This window comes from Lactobacillus sp. wkB8, assembly GCF_000761135.1.
Classification (GTDB): domain Bacteria; phylum Bacillota; class Bacilli; order Lactobacillales; family Lactobacillaceae; genus Lactobacillus; species Lactobacillus helsingborgensis.
In genome coordinates this window covers 1,610,310-1,629,163 of the sequence record NZ_CP009531.1, presented here as the reverse complement: position 1 = coordinate 1,629,163, position 18,854 = coordinate 1,610,310, and the positions used below count along the sequence as shown (strand labels likewise).

General features: G+C 37.9%; 17 protein-coding genes. 14 read left to right on the top strand and 3 right to left on the bottom strand.

Features of this window, described 5'->3' with window-relative positions; all coding sequences use genetic code 11:
- The first annotated feature begins 272 nt into the window (after positions 1–272).
- The 8 genes from LACWKB8_RS07630 to LACWKB8_RS07595 all read left to right on the top strand — a co-directional run bounded on the left by LACWKB8_RS07630 (position 273) and on the right by LACWKB8_RS07595 (position 8,746).
- Complete coding sequence (locus LACWKB8_RS07630; protein WP_038524188.1) at positions 273–1,160, top strand: metal ABC transporter solute-binding protein, Zn/Mn family; 888 nt, start codon at positions 273–275, stop codon at positions 1,158–1,160.
- A gap of 20 nt (positions 1,161–1,180) precedes the next feature.
- Positions 1,181–2,323, top strand: a complete 1,143-nt coding sequence (locus LACWKB8_RS07625) for an SLAP domain-containing protein (protein ID WP_038524185.1) — start codon at positions 1,181–1,183, stop codon at positions 2,321–2,323.
- Between the two features lie 58 nt (positions 2,324–2,381).
- A complete protein-coding gene (locus LACWKB8_RS07620) occupies positions 2,382–3,002 on the top strand; it encodes a metal ABC transporter ATP-binding protein (RefSeq protein ID WP_038525048.1) in 621 nt (206 codons plus the stop codon).
- The gene (locus LACWKB8_RS07615; protein ID WP_038524182.1) at positions 3,002–3,799 is read left to right on the top strand and encodes a metal ABC transporter permease; all 798 of its coding nucleotides are present in this window, start codon (positions 3,002–3,004) and stop codon (positions 3,797–3,799) included. The genes LACWKB8_RS07620 and LACWKB8_RS07615 overlap by 1 nt, the downstream gene beginning before the upstream one ends.
- Before the next feature lie 167 nt (positions 3,800–3,966).
- Positions 3,967–5,196, top strand: a complete 1,230-nt coding sequence (locus LACWKB8_RS07610; protein WP_038524180.1) for a lactate oxidase — start codon at positions 3,967–3,969, stop codon at positions 5,194–5,196.
- Positions 5,197–5,357: 161 nt separating this feature from the next.
- Entirely contained in the window at positions 5,358–6,848 is a 1,491-nt protein-coding gene (locus LACWKB8_RS07605; RefSeq protein WP_038524177.1) for an ABC transporter substrate-binding protein/permease, read from the top strand.
- Entirely contained in the window at positions 6,841–7,590 is a 750-nt protein-coding gene (locus LACWKB8_RS07600) for an amino acid ABC transporter ATP-binding protein (protein WP_038524174.1), read from the top strand. Before LACWKB8_RS07605 ends, LACWKB8_RS07600 begins: the two co-directional genes overlap by 8 nt.
- Positions 7,591–7,603: 13 nt before the next feature.
- Complete coding sequence (locus tag LACWKB8_RS07595; RefSeq protein ID WP_038524171.1) at positions 7,604–8,746, top strand: ArgE/DapE family deacylase; 1,143 nt, start codon at positions 7,604–7,606, stop codon at positions 8,744–8,746.
- 108 nt (positions 8,747–8,854) lie between these two features.
- Here the strand turns inward: LACWKB8_RS07595 and pepF are convergent, their stop codons facing one another.
- The gene (gene pepF / locus LACWKB8_RS07590) at positions 8,855–10,660 is read right to left on the bottom strand and encodes an oligoendopeptidase F (RefSeq protein WP_038524168.1); all 1,806 of its coding nucleotides are present in this window, start codon (positions 10,658–10,660) and stop codon (positions 8,855–8,857) included.
- Positions 10,661–10,809: 149 nt separating this feature from the next.
- On the opposite strand from pepF, the gene LACWKB8_RS07585 reads away from it, so the two are divergent.
- From LACWKB8_RS07585 to LACWKB8_RS07565, 5 genes are all read left to right on the top strand, one after another.
- The gene (locus LACWKB8_RS07585) at positions 10,810–11,988 is read left to right on the top strand and encodes an LCP family protein (RefSeq protein ID WP_038524165.1); all 1,179 of its coding nucleotides are present in this window, start codon (positions 10,810–10,812) and stop codon (positions 11,986–11,988) included.
- A 32-nt stretch (positions 11,989–12,020) separates the two neighbouring features.
- Positions 12,021–12,380: a hypothetical protein gene (locus tag LACWKB8_RS07580; RefSeq protein WP_038524162.1), complete on the top strand. Its 360-nt coding sequence runs from the start codon at positions 12,021–12,023 to the stop codon at positions 12,378–12,380.
- A gap of 106 nt (positions 12,381–12,486) precedes the next feature.
- On the top strand, positions 12,487–14,034 hold the full coding sequence (locus tag LACWKB8_RS07575) for an ABC-F family ATP-binding cassette domain-containing protein (protein ID WP_038524159.1): 1,548 nt from the start codon (positions 12,487–12,489) through the stop codon (positions 14,032–14,034).
- Between the two features lie 9 nt (positions 14,035–14,043).
- Positions 14,044–14,823: a threonine/serine exporter family protein gene (locus LACWKB8_RS07570; RefSeq protein WP_038524156.1), complete on the top strand. Its 780-nt coding sequence runs from the start codon at positions 14,044–14,046 to the stop codon at positions 14,821–14,823.
- 2 nt (positions 14,824–14,825) lie between these two features.
- Entirely contained in the window at positions 14,826–15,302 is a 477-nt protein-coding gene (locus LACWKB8_RS07565; RefSeq protein WP_038524153.1) for a threonine/serine exporter family protein, read from the top strand.
- A 173-nt stretch (positions 15,303–15,475) separates the two neighbouring features.
- Here the strand turns inward: LACWKB8_RS07565 and LACWKB8_RS07560 are convergent, their stop codons facing one another.
- Positions 15,476–16,186, bottom strand: coding sequence for a C39 family peptidase (locus LACWKB8_RS07560; RefSeq protein ID WP_038524150.1), 711 nt, complete (start codon positions 16,184–16,186; stop codon positions 15,476–15,478).
- A 99-nt stretch (positions 16,187–16,285) separates the two neighbouring features.
- Complete coding sequence (locus tag LACWKB8_RS07555; protein ID WP_038524148.1) at positions 16,286–17,863, bottom strand: multicopper oxidase family protein; 1,578 nt, start codon at positions 17,861–17,863, stop codon at positions 16,286–16,288.
- A gap of 360 nt (positions 17,864–18,223) precedes the next feature.
- Here LACWKB8_RS07555 and LACWKB8_RS07550 point away from each other — a divergent pair, with 360 nt between their 5' ends.
- Complete coding sequence (locus tag LACWKB8_RS07550; protein WP_038524145.1) at positions 18,224–18,790, top strand: hypothetical protein; 567 nt, start codon at positions 18,224–18,226, stop codon at positions 18,788–18,790.
- Positions 18,791–18,854: the final 64 nt, after the last annotated feature.

The following is an 18,854-nucleotide window of genomic DNA, read 5'->3' as shown; positions in this document are numbered from 1 at the left end:
TCTGTTTACTTACTCTAAAGCGTGCGAATTATTCGCACGCTTTTTAGATTATCTCGACTTTAATTTGAATTAATCATAGTAACAAAATAGTCTTTTTATTTATCTCATTAATAAAACTGTAATATAAGTATTTAAGGTGTCGCTTTCAAAGCAATCTGTTTTTAGTGTATAATGGTTATTAATTGTAAGTAACTTTCGGCTGTACCTCAATTGATGAGGGTGCTGTCATACAAAGAAACTACACTTTAAAATGAAAAGGAATGACAACAATAATGAAATTTGTTAAATTGAAAAAATTATTTGCTGTAACAACCTTATTAGGCTTAGTTCTTTTAACGTTAAGTGCATGTTCACCAAAACCACATAAAAGCAACAAAATCTCAATTATGACTACGACGAATGTTTATTCTGATATTGCGCAAAACATAGTCGGTAAATATGGTAAAGCAGAGGCTATTATCAAAAAGTCAGCAGCTGACCCACATGACTTTGAGCCTACAACTAATGATGCCAAAAGATTATCTAATGCAGATATCGTTGTAGAAAATGGTTTAGGCTATGACGGCTGGATGGATAAACTTGCTTCTTCAGTTGACAAAAAGCCAATTAGAGTAGGCGAAGATTTGATGGGTCTTGAAAAGGGCGCTAATCCTCATATTTGGTTTGATTTGACTATGCCTACAAAGTATGTTAATTACTTAGTTAAGAGGCTCAGTCAAAAGGATCCTAAACATGCACGTTATTACCGTAGGAATGGTAAGAAGTATTTAGCTGAGATAGCCCGCGTGCAAAGGTCTTCTGCTAAATTAAACCATCACGTTAAAAAGCCTGTTTACGTTAGTGAGCCCGTGTTTGATTATGCTTTGGCTTCCGTCAATATTAAAGTCGCAAATAAAGATTTCGAAAAGGCAATTCAAAATAACACTGATCCTAGTCCAGCAGCTGTTCAGAAAATGTCTGAGGGTCTTAAAAAACAACAAATTGCATTTTTTGTAGTTAATGAACAGACCTCAAGTTCTACGGTTAATAATTTTATTAAATTAGCAGAAAAGAATAATATTCGTATTTTAAAGGTAAGAGAAACCATCCCAGATAATACTAATTATCTTGATTGGATGAAAGATAGCTACCAAGATTTGATTAAGGTCGCTCAAAAATAAAGTTATAAGGGGGAAGCAAAATGAAAAAGTTAATTGCTGCTTTGGCATTAGGTGCAAGCATCGCAACTGTAGCAGCTCCAGAGTCATTAGTGGTCCAAGCAAGTACAATCAATGATACTGCAAAACAAAATTCCTATGGTGGCGTGACATATTTGGACCAAATGCTGGCTCAAGAAGGCGTGCAATATAATGATTTTTCTTCCGCCAACCCTATTAATTATCGTAATGGTAAGCCTGAGGGCGTAGTTATTCATGAAACTGCTACGCCTAATGCTACAGCGCATAACGAAGCTATCTACTTTAATAGAGAGTGGATGAATATTTATGCTTACGTTCATGCCTTTGTAGATAAAACAGGCGTTATTCAAATGACTAGTCCAGACTATGGTGTTTGGGGTGCTGGTCCTGTAGCAAACAACCGCTTTGTTCAAGTCGAATTATGTGAAGAAAATAATCTGGCAGATTTTGCTAAAGGGGTCAATAATGATGCCATTTATGTTGCGCAAATTTTACACAAGTACAATTTAGTCCCTGATAATGCTGTTCATGATGGTCAAGGAACAATATGGTCGCACCATGCTGTGTCTACATTCTTAGGAGGAACAGATCATACCGACCCTGATGGCTATTTTGCTAAATGGGGTTATTCAATGGATGATTTCTTCGATCTGGTTAAATACTATTATGGTCAAGGGTCTTCAACTACTGATACTGGTATTGCTGCTTCTGATCCAGTGGTTACTAAGCCTGTTGAAACCAATAAGCCTGCTAAAAAGCCAGTTTCAAATATTCTACCAAATCCGACTGGTACAAAAATTCTGATCCATAATGCATTGGTATATGATGAAAATGGCGTGGCAACTAAACTACCAACTAAAAAAGCAGGGACCAAATTAACTATTTACGGCAATCAGACCATTAAAAAGAGAAAATATCTGCAGATCGGCATTAACCAATATGTAGTTGCCAGCAACGTAGAAGGCAAATTGCAGCGCTTGAGTCACAATGCGTTTATTTATGATGGTACTGGTCAACGAATTGGCACGGGTAAATTATATCGTGGTAATTATGTCCGCACCTATGGTGGACGAGTAAAAATTAAGGGTCGTAAGTATTACCCAATTGATGTTAATCAATTTATCAAAGTGGGCAATTTTAAGTAAAAAGTAAGGAATAAAGGAATATAAATTGTCAGATGTTTTAGAAGTAACAAATCTCACTATGAGATTTGACAAGTATACTGTTTTTAAAGACTTGAATTTTAAGTTAAAAAAGGGTTCAATGACCGCGCTTTTAGGGCCTAACGGAACAGGGAAAACAACTTTAATCAATATTCTGATGAATATGCTCACACCAAGTGCGGGTACATTTAAATTTGCTGATGCGGTTCGTTTAGGATATGTGCCGCAATTTCGCAATATTGACGCAGAATATCCGTTATCAATTGAAGCTTTTATCGGTTTGAATGCTCCGGTTGTCAAAAATAGTGCTACAAAAAAGGCAATTAAAAAGCAGTTAGAGGAAACTAATTTATATCAAATTAGGAATACACGTATGGGTGAAGCATCTGGCGGGCAAAAGCAGCGTGCATATCTAGCCCAGGCTCTACTTGATAATCCTAATGTTATTATTTTGGATGAAGCCACCGCAAGTCTTGATCCTATGGCTAAGGATGAGTTAATGAAATTAATCAAGCATTTAAATGGCAAACATAAAATTACTGTTTTGTTTGTCACTCATGATGTTTCATTAGCGCGTAAGTATATGCAAAATTATTTGTATTTAAATCACGGTCAAATTGAGCAAGGTGAAATGTCTCAATTTAAGGAGGCATACGAATAATGTTTGCATACGGATTTATGAGAAATGCCTTTTTGGCAAGTACGTTTATTGCAATAACTTGTGGTACTGTCGGTGTCTATGTTGTTGCACGTAATTTTAGTTTTCTGGCACATACGCTGTCAGAAATTGGTTTTGCCGGAGCAGCATTTGCCGTTTGGTTGGGAATTGGACCTTTATGGGGAATGCTTTTATTTACTTTGCTTGGTTCAATTGGTGTTGGCGAGCTGTCCCTTCACAGTGAGCAAAAAGAATCATCAATTAGTGCAATTTCTGCATTATTTACTGGTTTAGGTGTGCTTTTTCTAGCAGTTTCTGGCGCAAATAGTAATTACGCCACCAATATTTTGTTTGGCAGCATCATTGGAGTAGATCATCAGGGTGTAATGCAACTGGTAATTTTATCAATTATTGTGCTGCTCTTAATTTTTAGCATTCAGCGGCAATTAAACTTTGATTCTTTTGACCATATTGGTGCTCTTGCGCACGGGGTAAAAACTAATTTCATCAGTGTAATTTTTTTAATTGCTTTGGCAATGTCTGTTTCAATTGGTGCCCAAATTGTTGGCTCACTGTTAGTTTTTATTTTGTTAACTCTACCGCCGGCAACTGCCAATTATCTTGGCAAAACCATTCCAGCAATGATCGCTTGGTCCGTCTTTTTTGCGTTGATTGGCGTATGGCTGGGACTATATTTAGGCTATATTACTAATTTACCCGTTACATTTTTTATAGCGGTTTTCGAGGTTGCAGTATACCTTGTTACCTATTTCACACATATTATCAAGCATAAACTATAGGGTATCTAAGTAATTTTCATTTAAAAGTTTGCTTTTCACTATCTTGTGAAAAATTATACAGTTATAACGCCGTTATTTGAACATTTCTTTTTAAATTTCACTAACTTTTGTAAGCATTTACATGTATAATAGGAAGTGGAAATATTATAGAAAAAGGAGTTTTTAAAATGACATCATATTATAACGGTTTTCCCCAAAGCGATCGTGATGAAGCAATCGATATGATTAATCTCGATGAACTCGAGGAACGTGCAAAGAAGGTCATGCCGGAAGGGGCATATTATTACATTGCTTCTGGTTCTGAAAATGAATGGACATGGCGTAATAACATCTCTGCCTTTAATCATTTTCAAATTGTCCCACGTGCTTTGACTAATATGGATCACCCACAACTTGATACTGAGTTTATGGGTATGAAGTTAAAAACACCAGTGATGATTTCACCAATTGCTTGTCACGGCATCGCTCACAAGGATGCGGAGATTGCCACTCAGAAGGGTGCTGCTGCAGCAGGTGCATTATTCTCATCTAGTACATACGCTAACAAGAGCGTTGAGGATATAGCAGCTGCTGCACCAGATGCTCCACGTTTCTTCCAGCTTTACCTTAGTAAAGACTGGGGCTTTAACAAGATGGTTTTTGATGCAGTTAAAAAAGCTGGCTACAAGGGAATTTTCCTTACTGTAGACGCTTTGGTATCAGGCTTTCGTGAAGCTAACCTTAGAACTAAGTTTGCTTACCCTGTTCCACTAGACTTCTTTACTCGTTATCAAGGAGCAAAGGGTGAAGGTCAAACTGTTGCTCAAATGTATGCTTCTTCTGCACAAAAGATCGGTCCAGAGGACATTAAACGCATTAAGGAAATGTCTGGTTTGCCAGTATTTGTTAAAGGTGTTGTTTGTGCTGAAGATGCCTACTTGGCTATGGGTGCCGGTGCTGATGGTATCTATGTAACTAACCATGGTGGCCGTGAAGTTGACTGTGGTCCTGCAACAATTGATATGTTGCCTGAAATTGCTAAAGCTGTTAACCACCGTGTACCAATCGTCTTTGATTCCGGTGTTCGTCGTGGTTCTCATGTCTTTAAGGCATTAGCTCTTGGTGCCGATATGGTCGGTATTGGTCGTCCATATCTCTATGGTTTAGCATTAGGTGGTGCTAAAGGTGTTCAATCAGTTATTGAACAACTCAATCAAGAATTATTAATTGATATGCAATTAACCGGCTGCAAGACAATTGAAGATGTCAAGCACGCTAAGATTACTCATATCAATTACACTGCTGACAACTTGAAGTCAAATACTGATCCTTCAAGAGTTAAGCCTTACCCAGTAACTGCTGAAAATCAATTAAAAGAAAATGGTTCAGATGTTGTCACTGGTGCTTCACAAGCTTAATTAAAATAAATAATAAAACCACTCTACATATTTTAGCTTTTAAAACTAGAATATGGAGTGGTTTTTTATTGCTTAAAAAAGTATAACCATTAAGTAATATTTGTAATTTTATTTTTATATCTTTATAATTGCTATCATAAAAACAAATGTGGAGGAAAAATATGAAGAAAGCGTGGAGATTGATTGAAGCACTGCTTGTGACAGTTTTAATGTTAACTTTAGTGCCTCAAAAAACAAATGCAGCTGACAAGCAGGAAGCAAGAACTGATAATTATCTGCGAAATGTCAAGCGCAAGGGTGAATTGGTGATGGGAACAAGTCCCGATTTTCCTCCTTACGAATTTGTCAAAAACGTTAATGGCAAATCTAAAGTTGTGGGCATGGATATTGAAGTCGGCAAAAAGGTTGCCCGCGATATGGGTGTGAAACTTGTCGTACGGACAATGGATTTTGACTCTCTATTAGTCGCTCTTGAAACTGGTAAAATAGACATGGTTATTTCAGGAATGGACGCAACGCCAAAAAGAGCACAAAGTGTAGATTTTAGCCGTGCATATTATAAAAGTGGTCAAAACCTGTTGATCAGGACTGAAGATCAGGATAAATATCACGATTATAAATCTTTTGCTGGTAAGGCTATAGGTGCCCAAACTGGCAGTATGCAAGCTACTTTAATTAAGCAGCAGGCTAAGAAATCCAAGTTGAAAACCATGGATAAAGATAATGATTTAGTCCTTGGTTTAAAAACGCACAAGTTCGATGCGGTCGCCGTGGATAAGGCTACGGCAGAAGCTTTTGCCAAAAATACTTCGGGGATTATGGTCATTCCGTCTGGCTTTAAGGTTAATTCTGCCGGCTCCTCAATTGCTTTTCATAAAGGAGCTAAGAGTTTAGTTAGACAAGCTAATAAATCAATTGCTGAAATTAAGCAAAAAGATTTAATTAACCAAAAATATTTACCTAAGGCAGGTAAGTATTTAGCTGGAGGCAAAAGCAAAAAAGAGGCCAAGGCTTCTAACTCCATGTGGGCATATAAAGATTTCTTTATTGCTGGTGTAGGGTATACCTTGTTTATTTCTGCTATTTCAGTATTTTTCGGCTTTTTACTAGGGGCAATATTGGCATTTATGCGCCTAGGTCGTAACCAAATAGCACGGTCTGTTGCCACTGCATACGTTGAATTTGTCCGCGGGACGCCTTTGATGGTACAACTATTATTTATTTATTTTGGACTAGGCTTAATCATCAATATTCCAGCCTTACTGTCTGGTATTATTGCGGTTTCCCTTAATTCAGCTGCCTATGTGGCAGAAGTTATTCGTTCGGGAATTAGCTCCATCGCTGTTGGTCAAACAGAAGCTTCTCGTTCTCTCGGACTTTCTCGCACTGCCACTATGCGCTATGTCATAATGCCCCAGGCAATGAAAAATATTTGGCCAGCTCTGGGAAATGAGTTTGTGTCGTTGATTAAGGAAAGCTCCATAGTTTCGGTAATTGGTGTTAAAGATTTAATTTATCAATCACGGATAGTTCAAGCCGATACATACCGCGGGGTTATGCCATTGGTAATTACAATGATTTTATATTTCATCATTACTTTTGGCCTGTCCAGCTTAATGAAAGTATTTGAAAGGAAAATGAATCATGACTGATAAATCACCGGTAATAAAAGTTGAACATTTGCAAAAAAACTTTGGCAATAATAAAGTCCTCAAAGATATTAATGCAGAGGTCAATGAGGGACAGGTTATCTGCTTAATTGGTCCATCTGGTGCTGGGAAAAGTACTTTTTTGCGCTGCTTGAACTTGTTAGATCAACCGTCATCCGGCAAAGTCATTTTTGAAAATAAGGAATTGACCGCACTGAGTGAAGACCAACTTGATCAATTACGTGAAAAAATGGGGATGGTGTTTCAGCAGTTTAACTTGTTCCCGCATATGAGTATTATTGAAAATATCAAGCTAGCACCAATGAAAGTAAAAGGTATGTCCAGTAAAGATGCTGAAGCTAAGGGACTTGAGCTTTTGCGGCAAGTAGGCTTGGAAGATAAAGCCGACGCTTTTCCAGCTAGTCTGTCAGGAGGTCAGCAGCAGCGTGTTGCTATAGCACGTGCCCTAGCAATGGATCCAGAAGTGATGCTTTTTGATGAGCCGACATCTGCTCTTGATCCAGAAATGGTAGGAGAAGTACTTAAAGTCATGCAGGATTTGGCGCAAAAAGGGATGACTATGGTAGTAGTAACTCACGAAATGGGTTTTGCTAAAAATGTGGCAGATGAAGTATGGTTTATGGCGGATGGGTATATTCAAGAAAAAGCTGCTCCCCAACAATTTTTTACTCAGCCACAGACTCAGCGCGCTCAGGACTTTTTAGCAAGAGTGCTAGAAGCATAAAAAGGAGATAGATATGGAAAAAGTGCGTGCACTTAAAATTCTGACGGACTTAATGGCGATAAATTCAGCTAATGACCATGAGAGTTTGGTTGCTGACTATCTGACTTCATTGTTTGAACAGTATTCTGTTCAGATTGTTAGAGTGCCTTATTCTGCTGGTAGAGATAATCTGGTTATTACGATTGGTGATCATGGTCCGCTTCTGGGCTTTTCTGGACATGAAGATGTGGTTTCTGCAGGAGAATTGTCTAACTGGCAAACACCGCCGTTTACACCCACTATTAAAGATGACAAAATTTATGGTCGAGGCGCAAGTGATATGAAATCTGGTCTGGCAGCGATGGTAGTAGCAATGCTGGACTTACTTGAAAGTGGTAAGGATTTGCCGGGACGTATTAGACTGTTAGCTTCTGTAGGTGAAGAAACCGGAGAATATGGCGCAGCCCAACTAGTTAAGGAAGGTTACGCCTCTGATTTAGACGGATTGGTAATTGGCGAGCCCTCGAACTTTGATGTTCGCGTTACACATAAGGGAGTGATTGATTATTATGTCTACTCTCAAGGAGAGTGCGTTCATTCTTCAACTCCTGAAAAGGGTAAAAATGCCATTATGCCTCTTATTTCTTTTGTTCAAGAGGCTCAGCAATTAATGTCTAGTCACCAAAAGCAAGATCCCGTTTTAGGATCTTTAACACACGTAATTAGTCAAATTCATGGTGGCAGTCAAATTAATTCAGTGCCTGACAGAGCTTGGTTATCAGGCAATATTAGAACGACACCTTTATATCCTAACCAGCAAATTTACGCTGAACTTGAACGTATTGTTGCTGATCTCAATGAACAAGGAGCGCAGCTTAATATCCGCTACAGCTTTCCTGAAGTGCCACTTCCTGACCAATCTGGAAGTAAATTAGCTAAACTGGCACGGCAAGTGGTGGAGCAGAAAATCGGGCGGCCGAGCCAGTTTACAGCTGGAACCGGTGCGACAGATGCTTCGGAATATATTCAAGCAGGAGATTTTCCTATTATTATTCTAGGACCTGCAGCAGGAACAACGGACCATGAACCAAATGAATTTGTTGAAATAGCAGCGTATTTAGATGGGTGCCGTCTTTATCAAGAATTGGCATGGGGATTCTGGAATTCAAATATATAAATAAAAAATAAAACCCGCTTCTTGAATGAGTCAGAAGTGGGTTTTTTGATGTAAGAAATTATAATTTTACATACTTGTTATATTATTTGTTGTTAAAAGTTGCAAGTATTAACTGAAATTATTTTGAACAATTTCCTTAAATTCAGCTAAGCGTTTGGCAAAAGTGGCAAATGCTTCTTCCAAATATTCAGGTTGAGTCATGTCAACGCCTGCTTTTTTCATGATTTCAACCGGATAGTCACTTGAACCAGATTTTAAAAAGTTAATGTAAGCTGTTGTTTGTTCTTCGGTGCCATGAACAACGTTATTAGCCAGAGCTGTAGCTGCAGCAAAACCTGTAGCATACTGGTAGACGTAGAAATTGTAGTAAAAGTGGGGGATTCTGGTCCACTCTTTGGCAATTTCTCCGCCCGGTTCAACGCAATCGCCATAGTAGCGCTGGTTAAGTTCACCATAGCATTTATTTAGCCGGTCAGCAGTTAAAGGCTCACCCTGAGCATCCATTTCGTGAATTTTTTGTTCAAATTCGGCGAATTGAGCTTGTCTGAATAAAGTCCCTTTAAATGAGTCCAAGTAGTAATTAAGAACAAAGGCACGTGTTTTAGGATCTTTTACATGGGCTAAAAAGTATTCGGTTAAGATGTTTTCGTTAGTAGTTGAAGCAATTTCGGCAACAAATATAGGATAATTACCATAAACGTAAGGCTGATTTTGTCTCGTATACATACTGTGAACTGAATGTCCCGTTTCGTGTACTAAAGTATACAGAGAATCAATATTATCCTCCCAGTTAAGGAGTTCGTAAGCGTCCGTATCATAGCAGCCACCAGAATAAGCCCCTGTAACTTTATTTTTTGATTCAACGACATCAATTACCCGATTATTGAAAATATAGTCTACCTGTTTTAAATAATCTGCTCCAAGTGGTTGCAACGCTTTTTGCGCTTCCGCTTTGGCTGAGTCAAATGTATAGCTTAAAGATGGTTTGCCTGTCAGGGGCACATAGATGTCCCACATTTGCAGGTCTTTTAAACCTAAAATTTGTTTACGCAGAGCCACATATTCATGTAGTAAGTCTATATGCTTGTTTACCTCTGCAATTAAGGTATCGTAAACAGCTGCCGGTACATTGTTTTCGTTAATCGCGCAATCGCGGGCTGATTTATAATGATGAACGCGCGCATAATAGTTATGCTTCTTGACTACTCCAGAAAGAGTGGCCGCCAATGAGTTTTGGTATTGACCATATGTGGCATACATGGCGTCAAAAGCTTCCTTGCGGATAGTTCTGTTTTGCGATTGGATTAGTAGGGAATATAGTCCTTCCGATAATTGCACCATTTCGCCGTCATCATTTTGCGTATAACCAAATTCCATATCCGAATTAGTCAGCACATTATAGGTGTTTTCAGAAGCAGACATTGCATCTCCAGCATCGGCAACTAATTTTTCTTCTTGAGCAGATAAAGTATATGGTCGCATTCTGGTAATCTGATCCAATAAATGATTGTAATCAGCTAGTCTTGGTTCTTCGCGTTTAAAGGCGGCTAATTTCTCAGGGGAAAGGCTTAAAATTGCAGGAGCCATAAAAGCGGTAGCGGCATCAAATTGATTACCTAGTCCTTGTACTTGAGAAACTAAACCTAAATAGTGGGCATCTTTGGTATCGACATCACTGGACAAACTGGCATAAGTATAAACTTTTTCCAAGTGGCGAGTAACTGCAAATATTTGCGTAATCCCGTCATATAAAGAGGTTCCCGAAGTAGTAAAATTATCTTTGATAGTGCTTAAAGCTGGTATTTCTTTTTTAACACGTGTATATTCATCTTCCCAGTCTTCATCAGATTTGAATATTCTGGTTAAGTCCCATTTAAGATTTTCAGGGACGTCTTTTCTTTTAGGAATTGTCATATAAATTCTCCTTTTTTGATCTATTTAAGTAAATTATACTAAAGAATAAAAAATAAGATATTATTAATTATAAGTGATATTATTTTAATTCAAGTTTGAAAGTGATAAAAATATAACATGGAAAACTACGAAAGGGATTAAATAGAGTAATGAATTCAAACTCAAAACGCAGAGAGGACTATCATAAAAAGCGTTCTTCTCTGAATCTTCATCGTAATCTTGCTTTAGCAGCACCGTCTAAGGTTTTTAAAGGTAGTGTTTGTGCCCGAATAGTTGGTATTTTATTGGTTCTATGTGTCAGCTTTGGTTTAGCTTGGGTAGCTCATATGTATTTTGCTTTACATAGCGCAATAGATGGTAATGGTGGCAACTATGCCACTTCTGCTAGAATTGCCAACAAGCAGCCGATTTCCGTTTTGATTCTTGGTGTCGATCAGGGACTAGAGGGGCGCCACGATAAAGGCAATTCGGACACTATTATTTTAGCTACTGCCAATCCTAGTAAGAATAAAGCGACAATGACTTCTATTCCTCGTGATACCCTTGCTAACATTTTAGGTGATCCGGGAAATAAGTACAACATGTTTCGGGTTAATTCAGCTTATGGCGTTGGCGGCAGCTCTGCTTCTATGAGAACAGTTTCTGCTTTAATTGGCGTACCAATTCATTATTATGTTGAAGTTAATATGAAGGCGTTAAAGAGCTTGGTTAATGCGGTTGGGGGAGTCGACGTTAAAGTACCATTTAGTTTTTCTTATGATTGGTGCGATTTTCATAAAGGAAAACAACATTTAAACGGGCGTCACGCAGTTGCTTATGTCAGAATGCGTCATGATGATCCTCGAGGTGATTATGGTAGACAAATGCGCCAGAGGCAAGTCATTACAGCGGTCGTTCATAAGGCAATTTCTGTTGACTCAATTGCTAATTACCGTAAACTAGTTAATATTTTTTCTAAGTATGTCAAAACAAACCTGACTTTCAATGACATGTTGGCTCTAGCGCTCACTTACCGTGGCTGCTCTGAAAACATTGCTAGCGGTTATATTCAAGGTCACGATGCCTGGATCAATGGTTCTTCCATTCAAGTTGCCTCTACTCAGCAATTACAAAAGGCATCTGACAAGATACGTGCCAATCTTGACTTAGAAAAGAAAGTATTGGATAATGATGAAACGAAGCTCAACAAGCTAAACGAGCAAAATAACCATATTAAATGGAAGGACCCTAATCCGTTTACGAATTATCAAATTTATCATTCAGTAGTAACTGATGAAACAAATAACAATTCTACGGGAAATACTGGTGGCAATAATACTACTGGTTAATAGTTATTTCTTAAAGAAGGAGGAAAATAAACATGCGTAAGCAATCGACGTTTTTAATTGCTTATGGGACAATATCAGCACTTATTGCGTTTATTGCCGTAATATTCATTTGCTTACGCACGTTGCACTGGAATCTGTCAATCTCAATTTTGGTTGCAAGCGTATTTGCCTTATTTTTCTTTATTCTTTCCTGGTTTCGGGGACATGCTTCTGCTGAAATCAAACGGATTACACGTGAATTTCATTTAACTAATGAAGATTTAGCTAATATTACTGGAATGAAAGCAAGCGACTTTCCAATTTACAATAATAAACTGCAATTAATTTTGCCTAAGCGTTATTGGCCTAAAATATTGGATGCTCTGCAGAAATATGAACAAGAAAGAAAGTAAAAGATGGGTAAATCGCCCATCTTTTTTAATTTGCGCGCATATAGGGCAATGGTAGGTTAGCTCTAATACAAGTGAGATATTTTAAATAAACCAAGGGAGATGTAGGATGAGTTTACTCACAGTTAAAAATTTGGGACAGGGCTTTGAAGACAAGACATTATACGAAAACAGCAGTTTTGTTCTCAATAAAGAAGATCACATGGGAGTTACTGGTCAAAACGGTGTTGGTAAATCTACCTTGATTAAAATTTTAACTGGCGAAATACTTCCTGACGAAGGACAGGTAAAATGGCAAAATAAGGTAACGGTTGGCTATCTTGATCAATATGCTAAATTAAAGCAGGGTGTAACTATCCGCCAATTTTTACGCACAGCTTTTGCACAACTTTATCATAAAGAGAAAGAGCTTAATGCTTTATATGAAAAATATGCGGTAACTGGTGATGATTCTTTGCTTGAAAAGGCAGGCAAAGTACAGACTTTTTTGGAAGAAAGTGATTTTTACGGCATAGACACTGAAATAGAGCGTGTTGCTTCTGGATTGGGGTTAGCAGAACTAGGATATGACCATGATGTCAGTGAGCTTTCTGGTGGTCAAAGGTCGAAAATCATTCTGGCTAAGTTATTATTGCAAAAGCCGGAGGTTTTACTTTTAGACGAACCTACCAATTATCTGGATGTTTCTCATATAGATTGGCTAGTTGATTATCTCAATGACTTCACTGGTGCTTTTATTGTTGTAAGTCATGATTATGATTTTTTAGGTAGGATTGCGAATTGTATTATTGATATCGATCTGGGGACAATCACTCGTTATACTGGCTCGCTTAAGCAAGCAATGCGCCAAAAAGAGGCTAACCGTGAGACATACATGAAAGCCTATAGCAACCAGCAGCGCAAAATTGCTAAAACCGAGGCATATATCCGTAAAAATAAGGCAGGTACCCGTTCTAAAAGTGCAAAATCGCGTGCAAGACAGCTTGCTAAAATGGAAGTGTTAACCCCGCCTAAAGGAAACCATAAGCCCCACTTTACGTTTCCTTATGTTGCAACAGCTGCTAATTTACTTTTGCAGACGCAGGATCTAGTAATCGGTTATGATCATGCTCTTGTCAAAGAGGCGTTTAACTTTTCAGTGGGCGGCAATGAAAAAGTTGCTATTACTGGTTTTAACGGTATTGGTAAGACGACTTTGTTAAAAACTCTACTTGATCAAATTGATCCGATATTTGGTACATTTAAATTATCTGAAACTGCTAAAATTGCTTATTTTAAACAGGATTTGACCTGGCCTAACAATAATATGACGCCGCTGCAATATTTACAGGAAAATTTTAACCGCATCAAGCCTAAGGAATTAAGAGGTGCTTTAGCAAGGTTGGGAGTTAGCGCCCAGCAAGCTATGAGTCCCTTAAAAAAATTATCTGGAGGAGAGCAGGAAAAGGTAAAATTAGCTAAAATGCAGTTTGAACCTGCTAATTTATTATTTTTAGATGAGCCCACCAATCATTTGGACCGTGATGCTAAAGATGCCTTGCGACAAGCGATTGTCAAATTCCCAGGAGGAGTTATTATCGTTAGCCATGAACGCGACTTTTTCCAGGGCAATTGGATTGATAAAACTATTGATATTGAAACTATGAATAAAATTTGAGGTAATAAGATGAATGCTACTAAACGAGGTGAGACCTTTTATCAAGATTTGCTTGATACCTGCCTAACCGCTGGAGAATTAATGATTGAGGGCGGCAGTGAAATGTACCGGGTCGAAGATACAATGATGCGAATTGCTAAGAGCGCGGGTGAGCCTGACCCACGTGTGTTTGTCGTACCTACCGGTGTTTTTATGAGCTTAGATCACGGCAATTATTGTCAAACTCTATTAGTTCATGAACGCAATATCAATCTTGAGCTGGTTGATCGGATTAATTCTTTATCACGGGCATTTGCTGAACAAAAAATTACCTTGCAGGAAGTTAAGCGCGAAGTTAATAATATTGCCAGTGGTGGTTTTCCTACTTTTCCTGTCTGGTTGCAAACTATTGGGGCAGCAATTTTGAGTGCTACTCTTATGGTTATGTTTATGAATAATTATGACTGGATTGACTTTCCGGCGGCCGCAATAGTTGGTGCAACCGGTTTTATTTCTTTTTATTATTTTAAACGATTTACAAATGTTAAATTCTTGTCTGAATTGGTGGCAGCGGTAATTATGACAGTGTTAGCGGCAGGGTTAGTCCATATCTTTCCGCAAATGATCATCGACCATATTTTAACGGGAGCGCTAATGCCGCTAGTTCCCGGCTTAGCCTTAACGAATGCACTACGGGATTTATTTAAAGGTGATATTCTTTCGGGGATGGTCAAGATTTGTGAAGCCCTTTTAACTGCATTTGCACTAGGTGGCGGCGTCGGTATTGTTTTAAAATTTTTGGGAGCATAAAAATGTCATTTGGAATTGAATTATTAATTAATATTGCATTTGCCTATTTGGCTTCCGCGGGATTTGCTTTGACAATCAATGTACCCCGGCGCGTAATTAATCTTGCCGGTATCAGTGGTGTCACCAGTTGGATAATCTACTGGCTGGCGATGCGTGCTTCGATGGGTCGTCTTTTGTCAAATCTTCTAGGTTCATTTGCTATTGGCATTTTGGGTATAGTTTTTGCGCGAATGAAAAAATGCCCGGCCACAGTTTTTTATATTCCCGCGATTGTTCCTCTTGTACCGGGAGTTCCGGCTTATCAAGCAGTACGTGAATTGACTTCAGGCAATCTTAGAGGCGCTAATGACGCGGTTTTACGTGTAATAATAGTAACCGGCTCAATAGCTTTGGGTATGCTTTTATCCAACATGTGTGTTGAAATCTTTTTTAGGATAAAAAAATTTTACAAAAACAAATCAAATAAGTATAATAATTAATGCGAGTCGACAAAAACGCGAGATGCGTATTTGTATGAGGACACCCGTCTTAAGTGGCAGGCACGGGAAGTGCTGGTGGTTGACCAACCTGATGTGAACAGAAGTAGTCACCTATTATTTATTAATGGGCCTCGATTTAAAAAGAGCAGATTCTTAATTGAATCTGCTCTTTTTTACTCTAAATATAAGGCTTGCTTTCCTTGTTGGTTAAAGCTTCTTTCCAAATTTTTCCACGGAATTGCTTTATTTTTATGACCAAAAGGATCATTTACGTAAACAATACGTGTTTTTTTATCAAAGCCCGTGATGACACAAGCATGTGAAGAAGGAGTGACGTGAACTTCTCCTTGAGCTGTTTGCCAAGTTTGCATGTCACCTACATGGTTAAAATTGGTCGTTGTAATGATTAGAACTGGATGACCATCAGAAACTAATTTTATTACTTGGATAAAGTCATGGTTAGTGAAATTTCTAATGCGGTTTGTATATTTAAGTCCAACTTGTTCTAACGGTTCGTTATAAACACACCAGCCGGCATTTGCCTGACTCATATAACCAACAAAGCCCACATGGGGGTTACCCCGGTACTTGCCATTATCAGTGTATGAAGACACATGTTTAATATTTTCTGAGAGGTCAAGTTTATTAACTTTAATACCATAGTAACGCAAAAGCATTGATAAAGAGGTTACTTCACAGCCATTAGGCAGGTCAGGATATTGATTTTCTAATGGCACGTCTAATTTTTGAGTAGACTTTAGTGTTAACCAATCATAGCGGTCTTTAAAACCAGACGAGTTACAGAAGGCAAAAACTAATCCGAGTAAGAAGACCCCAAAGAATAAAATCAAAATAGCTTTAAAGGAAAATCTGTTCTTTTTCATAAAGCTATTTAAACATAGGTTGATTGATAAAAGCAAAAAATCGCTCAAATTAATGAGCGACTTTGCTAAATCTTATTTTTTATTGAGTAAAAGTAGGGATTAATGGTGAGTTGCGCTTGATAAAGCATCAAGACTATGATCTTCACCTTTAACTGCCATACCTTCAACGTCCATTCCTGGGCAGAAGACTTCGTCTTCAGGTACTCCCCTTTCTTCAGCAAATGCCTTAGTCAAAGTTTCCATGTCCATCAAATGATATTTCTTGTCTGGTTCTTTTGGATCAACAATTTGAATTTGCGCCATCATACCGGCATCTTCGTGCTCGATAATGTGGCAGTGGTACATGAAGACACCAGTGTTTTGGAAGTAAACCTTTATGCGAACTGTTTCTTGAGGAGCTACTTCAATAGTGTCCTTGTAAACGCCTCTTTCGTTTGGATATGGTTCTTTACCGTTACGTGATACAACCAGGAAGTGGGCACCGTGAGTGTGGAATGGGTGCAACATGCCATTAACTTTATCGTTAGTGTTAGTTACATCCCAGTATTCAGCATTCATCAATTCCTGCTTCATATCAATTCTCTCCATTGAGAACAACTTACCGTTAATCATGTTGTGGTTATCCATAGTAACATGAGGAATTGGTGAGTTAGGGTTAACAACTGGATCGTATGGTTTGAACAATGTGTCAGGAATTACGCTGTCATCTTTTTCATAGCTGTGAATTCTAAACTCAACCAACTTGAAGTCGTCAGTGTAAAGGTTGACAACATCTCCTTCTTTGTAATTACTGAAATCAACAACTACTTGTTGACGCTCACCTGGTCCAATTAAGACTTTAGTTAATTTAACTGGGTGCTCCAAGAATGAGTCATCGCCGGCGATTTGGGTCATTACTAAGTCATCGCTAAAGTGCAGACGCCATTCACGACGGTTAGAACCACCTAAGAAGAGCAAACGTACTTTTTGAGTAGTGACATCAACGTATGGACGGACAACACCATTGATGATTGGAGTGTCGCCAAAGATACCCATTGCATTGTAATCAGCTTTGTAGTCAAATTGGTTATCTTCGTGGAAAATACGGTCTTGCAAAATAATTGGGAACTCGTCCTTGCCGTATGTCTTAGGAATTGGTAACTTAGCTTCGTTGGCGTCGGTAATAACGACACCCATTGCTAGCCCCATCCAAACTTGCATAGCTGTTGATGGACATGGGTGGGCGTGAAGCCATGTTAAGGCTGCCGGTTGCTTAACAGTAAAGTCAATGTGCTTTTCTTCACCTGGATAAACTGGTGAGTGGCAAGCACCATCATTACCAGGACCTTGAAGTTCCATACCATGCCAGTGGTATGTAGTTAATTCTGGCAAGCTGTTCTTCAAAGTTACGTGAACGTGTTGTCCTCTGGTCAAAACCATAGTTTTACCAAGAACTGGGAAGTTGTAGCCCCAAGTATGAGTCTTTTTACCTGGCAAAAATTGGAAGTCACCTTCCTGAGAATCAATTGTGAACCAAACATCATTGTTTTCTTGTTTATCAGGCTCTAATACTGGTGGAACAATTAAAGGTTGAGCTTCAACACCTTCAGGAATGTGAAGATCCTTGTATCCCATTTCGTGATTTTTATCAAAATCTTCGGAATTATAGAAATAATCTGTGTAAACTTTATCTGACATATTCGTCTACCTTTCAGTTAAAAAATTTAGTGAAAAATTTTTAGTTACATGTTAAATTTACTCTATGTGAAAACGCTTGTAAAGTAGATAAAGCCATGTTTTTAAAGTATTAATATAAAAAAGAGCTTTTTTAAGTTTGTGAAGGACAAAATGTTATTTAATAATAGTAAAAAGAGCGCGAAAGAAGTAGGCTTTTAGTATTAAAAACGAGTTTTTAGTATTTTAAAGCAAATTTCACTAGTAAAAATGTTTTTTAAAAAATATTTTTAAAAGAAATAAAATAAATTGTTTTTAAACGCAAATTTGAGTATCGTATATAAGACTGATAAAAATTAATAAATTTAGATAAGGGTTTTTAATTTGAAAATTAACTTAACAGATTTAACTACAAAGATAGAACAAAAAGATTATATTGAAGACTTAGAAACTGTAAAATATGCTGATATTAGTAAGTCTAAAGCTAAAGTGCATGAATTGGCAGCAAAATTAGTTAAAGAAACTGCGGCCGCTCTTAAACATAACTCTTTAAGTCATATAGCTGTTGAAGTGACGGGGCAAAGGCCGCTTACTTTTGCATTAGAAAGCAATATTATTAATTTGCCCTATGCAAACTATAAAAAGATTGCCAACTTTTTTGAAGAGCAGAAAGAATACCCTGTTAACGTCTATTTTGAAACTCAATCAGAATATTTAAATGCGTCAGGTTTTAGAATTGATCAAATTGCAACAGAAGCTGAAATTAAGCAAAAAGAAGATACTGTAATTGCTGAGTTGACAGCAGCTATGCAGGAAAAAATTAAACAGGTTCGTGAATACCAAAAGCCGGCACCAGCCGCTAAAAAGAAAACAGCAACTAAAAAAAGAGCAACGACTAAAACGAGTTCAAATAAAACCAAAACGGCAGCTAAAACTAAAAGTACTAACTAAAAGGATAATTTGCTCTAGTTAGTATAGCCGTGATGGTTACAATATCTTTAATTTGTTAAACTAT

What these genes read in the sequence shown, in the direction of transcription:
- LACWKB8_RS07630 (WP_038524188.1), top strand. Translation starts at nt 273, where the DNA reads ATGAAATTTGTTAAATTGAAAAAATTATTTGCTGTAACAACCTTATTA.
- LACWKB8_RS07625 (WP_038524185.1), top strand. Translation starts at nt 1,181, where the DNA reads ATGAAAAAGTTAATTGCTGCTTTGGCATTAGGTGCAAGCATCGCAACT.
- LACWKB8_RS07620 (WP_038525048.1), top strand. Translation starts at nt 2,382, where the DNA reads ATGAGATTTGACAAGTATACTGTTTTTAAAGACTTGAATTTTAAGTTA.
- LACWKB8_RS07615 (WP_038524182.1), top strand. Translation starts at nt 3,002, where the DNA reads ATGTTTGCATACGGATTTATGAGAAATGCCTTTTTGGCAAGTACGTTT.
- LACWKB8_RS07610 (WP_038524180.1), top strand. Translation starts at nt 3,967, where the DNA reads ATGACATCATATTATAACGGTTTTCCCCAAAGCGATCGTGATGAAGCA.
- LACWKB8_RS07605 (WP_038524177.1), top strand. Translation starts at nt 5,358, where the DNA reads ATGAAGAAAGCGTGGAGATTGATTGAAGCACTGCTTGTGACAGTTTTA.
- LACWKB8_RS07600 (WP_038524174.1), top strand. Translation starts at nt 6,841, where the DNA reads ATGACTGATAAATCACCGGTAATAAAAGTTGAACATTTGCAAAAAAAC.
- LACWKB8_RS07595 (WP_038524171.1), top strand. Translation starts at nt 7,604, where the DNA reads ATGGAAAAAGTGCGTGCACTTAAAATTCTGACGGACTTAATGGCGATA.
- pepF (WP_038524168.1), bottom strand. Translation starts at nt 10,660, where the DNA reads ATGACAATTCCTAAAAGAAAAGACGTCCCTGAAAATCTTAAATGGGAC.
- LACWKB8_RS07585 (WP_038524165.1), top strand. Translation starts at nt 10,810, where the DNA reads ATGAATTCAAACTCAAAACGCAGAGAGGACTATCATAAAAAGCGTTCT.
- LACWKB8_RS07580 (WP_038524162.1), top strand. Translation starts at nt 12,021, where the DNA reads ATGCGTAAGCAATCGACGTTTTTAATTGCTTATGGGACAATATCAGCA.
- LACWKB8_RS07575 (WP_038524159.1), top strand. Translation starts at nt 12,487, where the DNA reads ATGAGTTTACTCACAGTTAAAAATTTGGGACAGGGCTTTGAAGACAAG.
- LACWKB8_RS07570 (WP_038524156.1), top strand. Translation starts at nt 14,044, where the DNA reads ATGAATGCTACTAAACGAGGTGAGACCTTTTATCAAGATTTGCTTGAT.
- LACWKB8_RS07565 (WP_038524153.1), top strand. Translation starts at nt 14,826, where the DNA reads ATGTCATTTGGAATTGAATTATTAATTAATATTGCATTTGCCTATTTG.
- LACWKB8_RS07560 (WP_038524150.1), bottom strand. Translation starts at nt 16,186, where the DNA reads ATGAAAAAGAACAGATTTTCCTTTAAAGCTATTTTGATTTTATTCTTT.
- LACWKB8_RS07555 (WP_038524148.1), bottom strand. Translation starts at nt 17,863, where the DNA reads ATGTCAGATAAAGTTTACACAGATTATTTCTATAATTCCGAAGATTTT.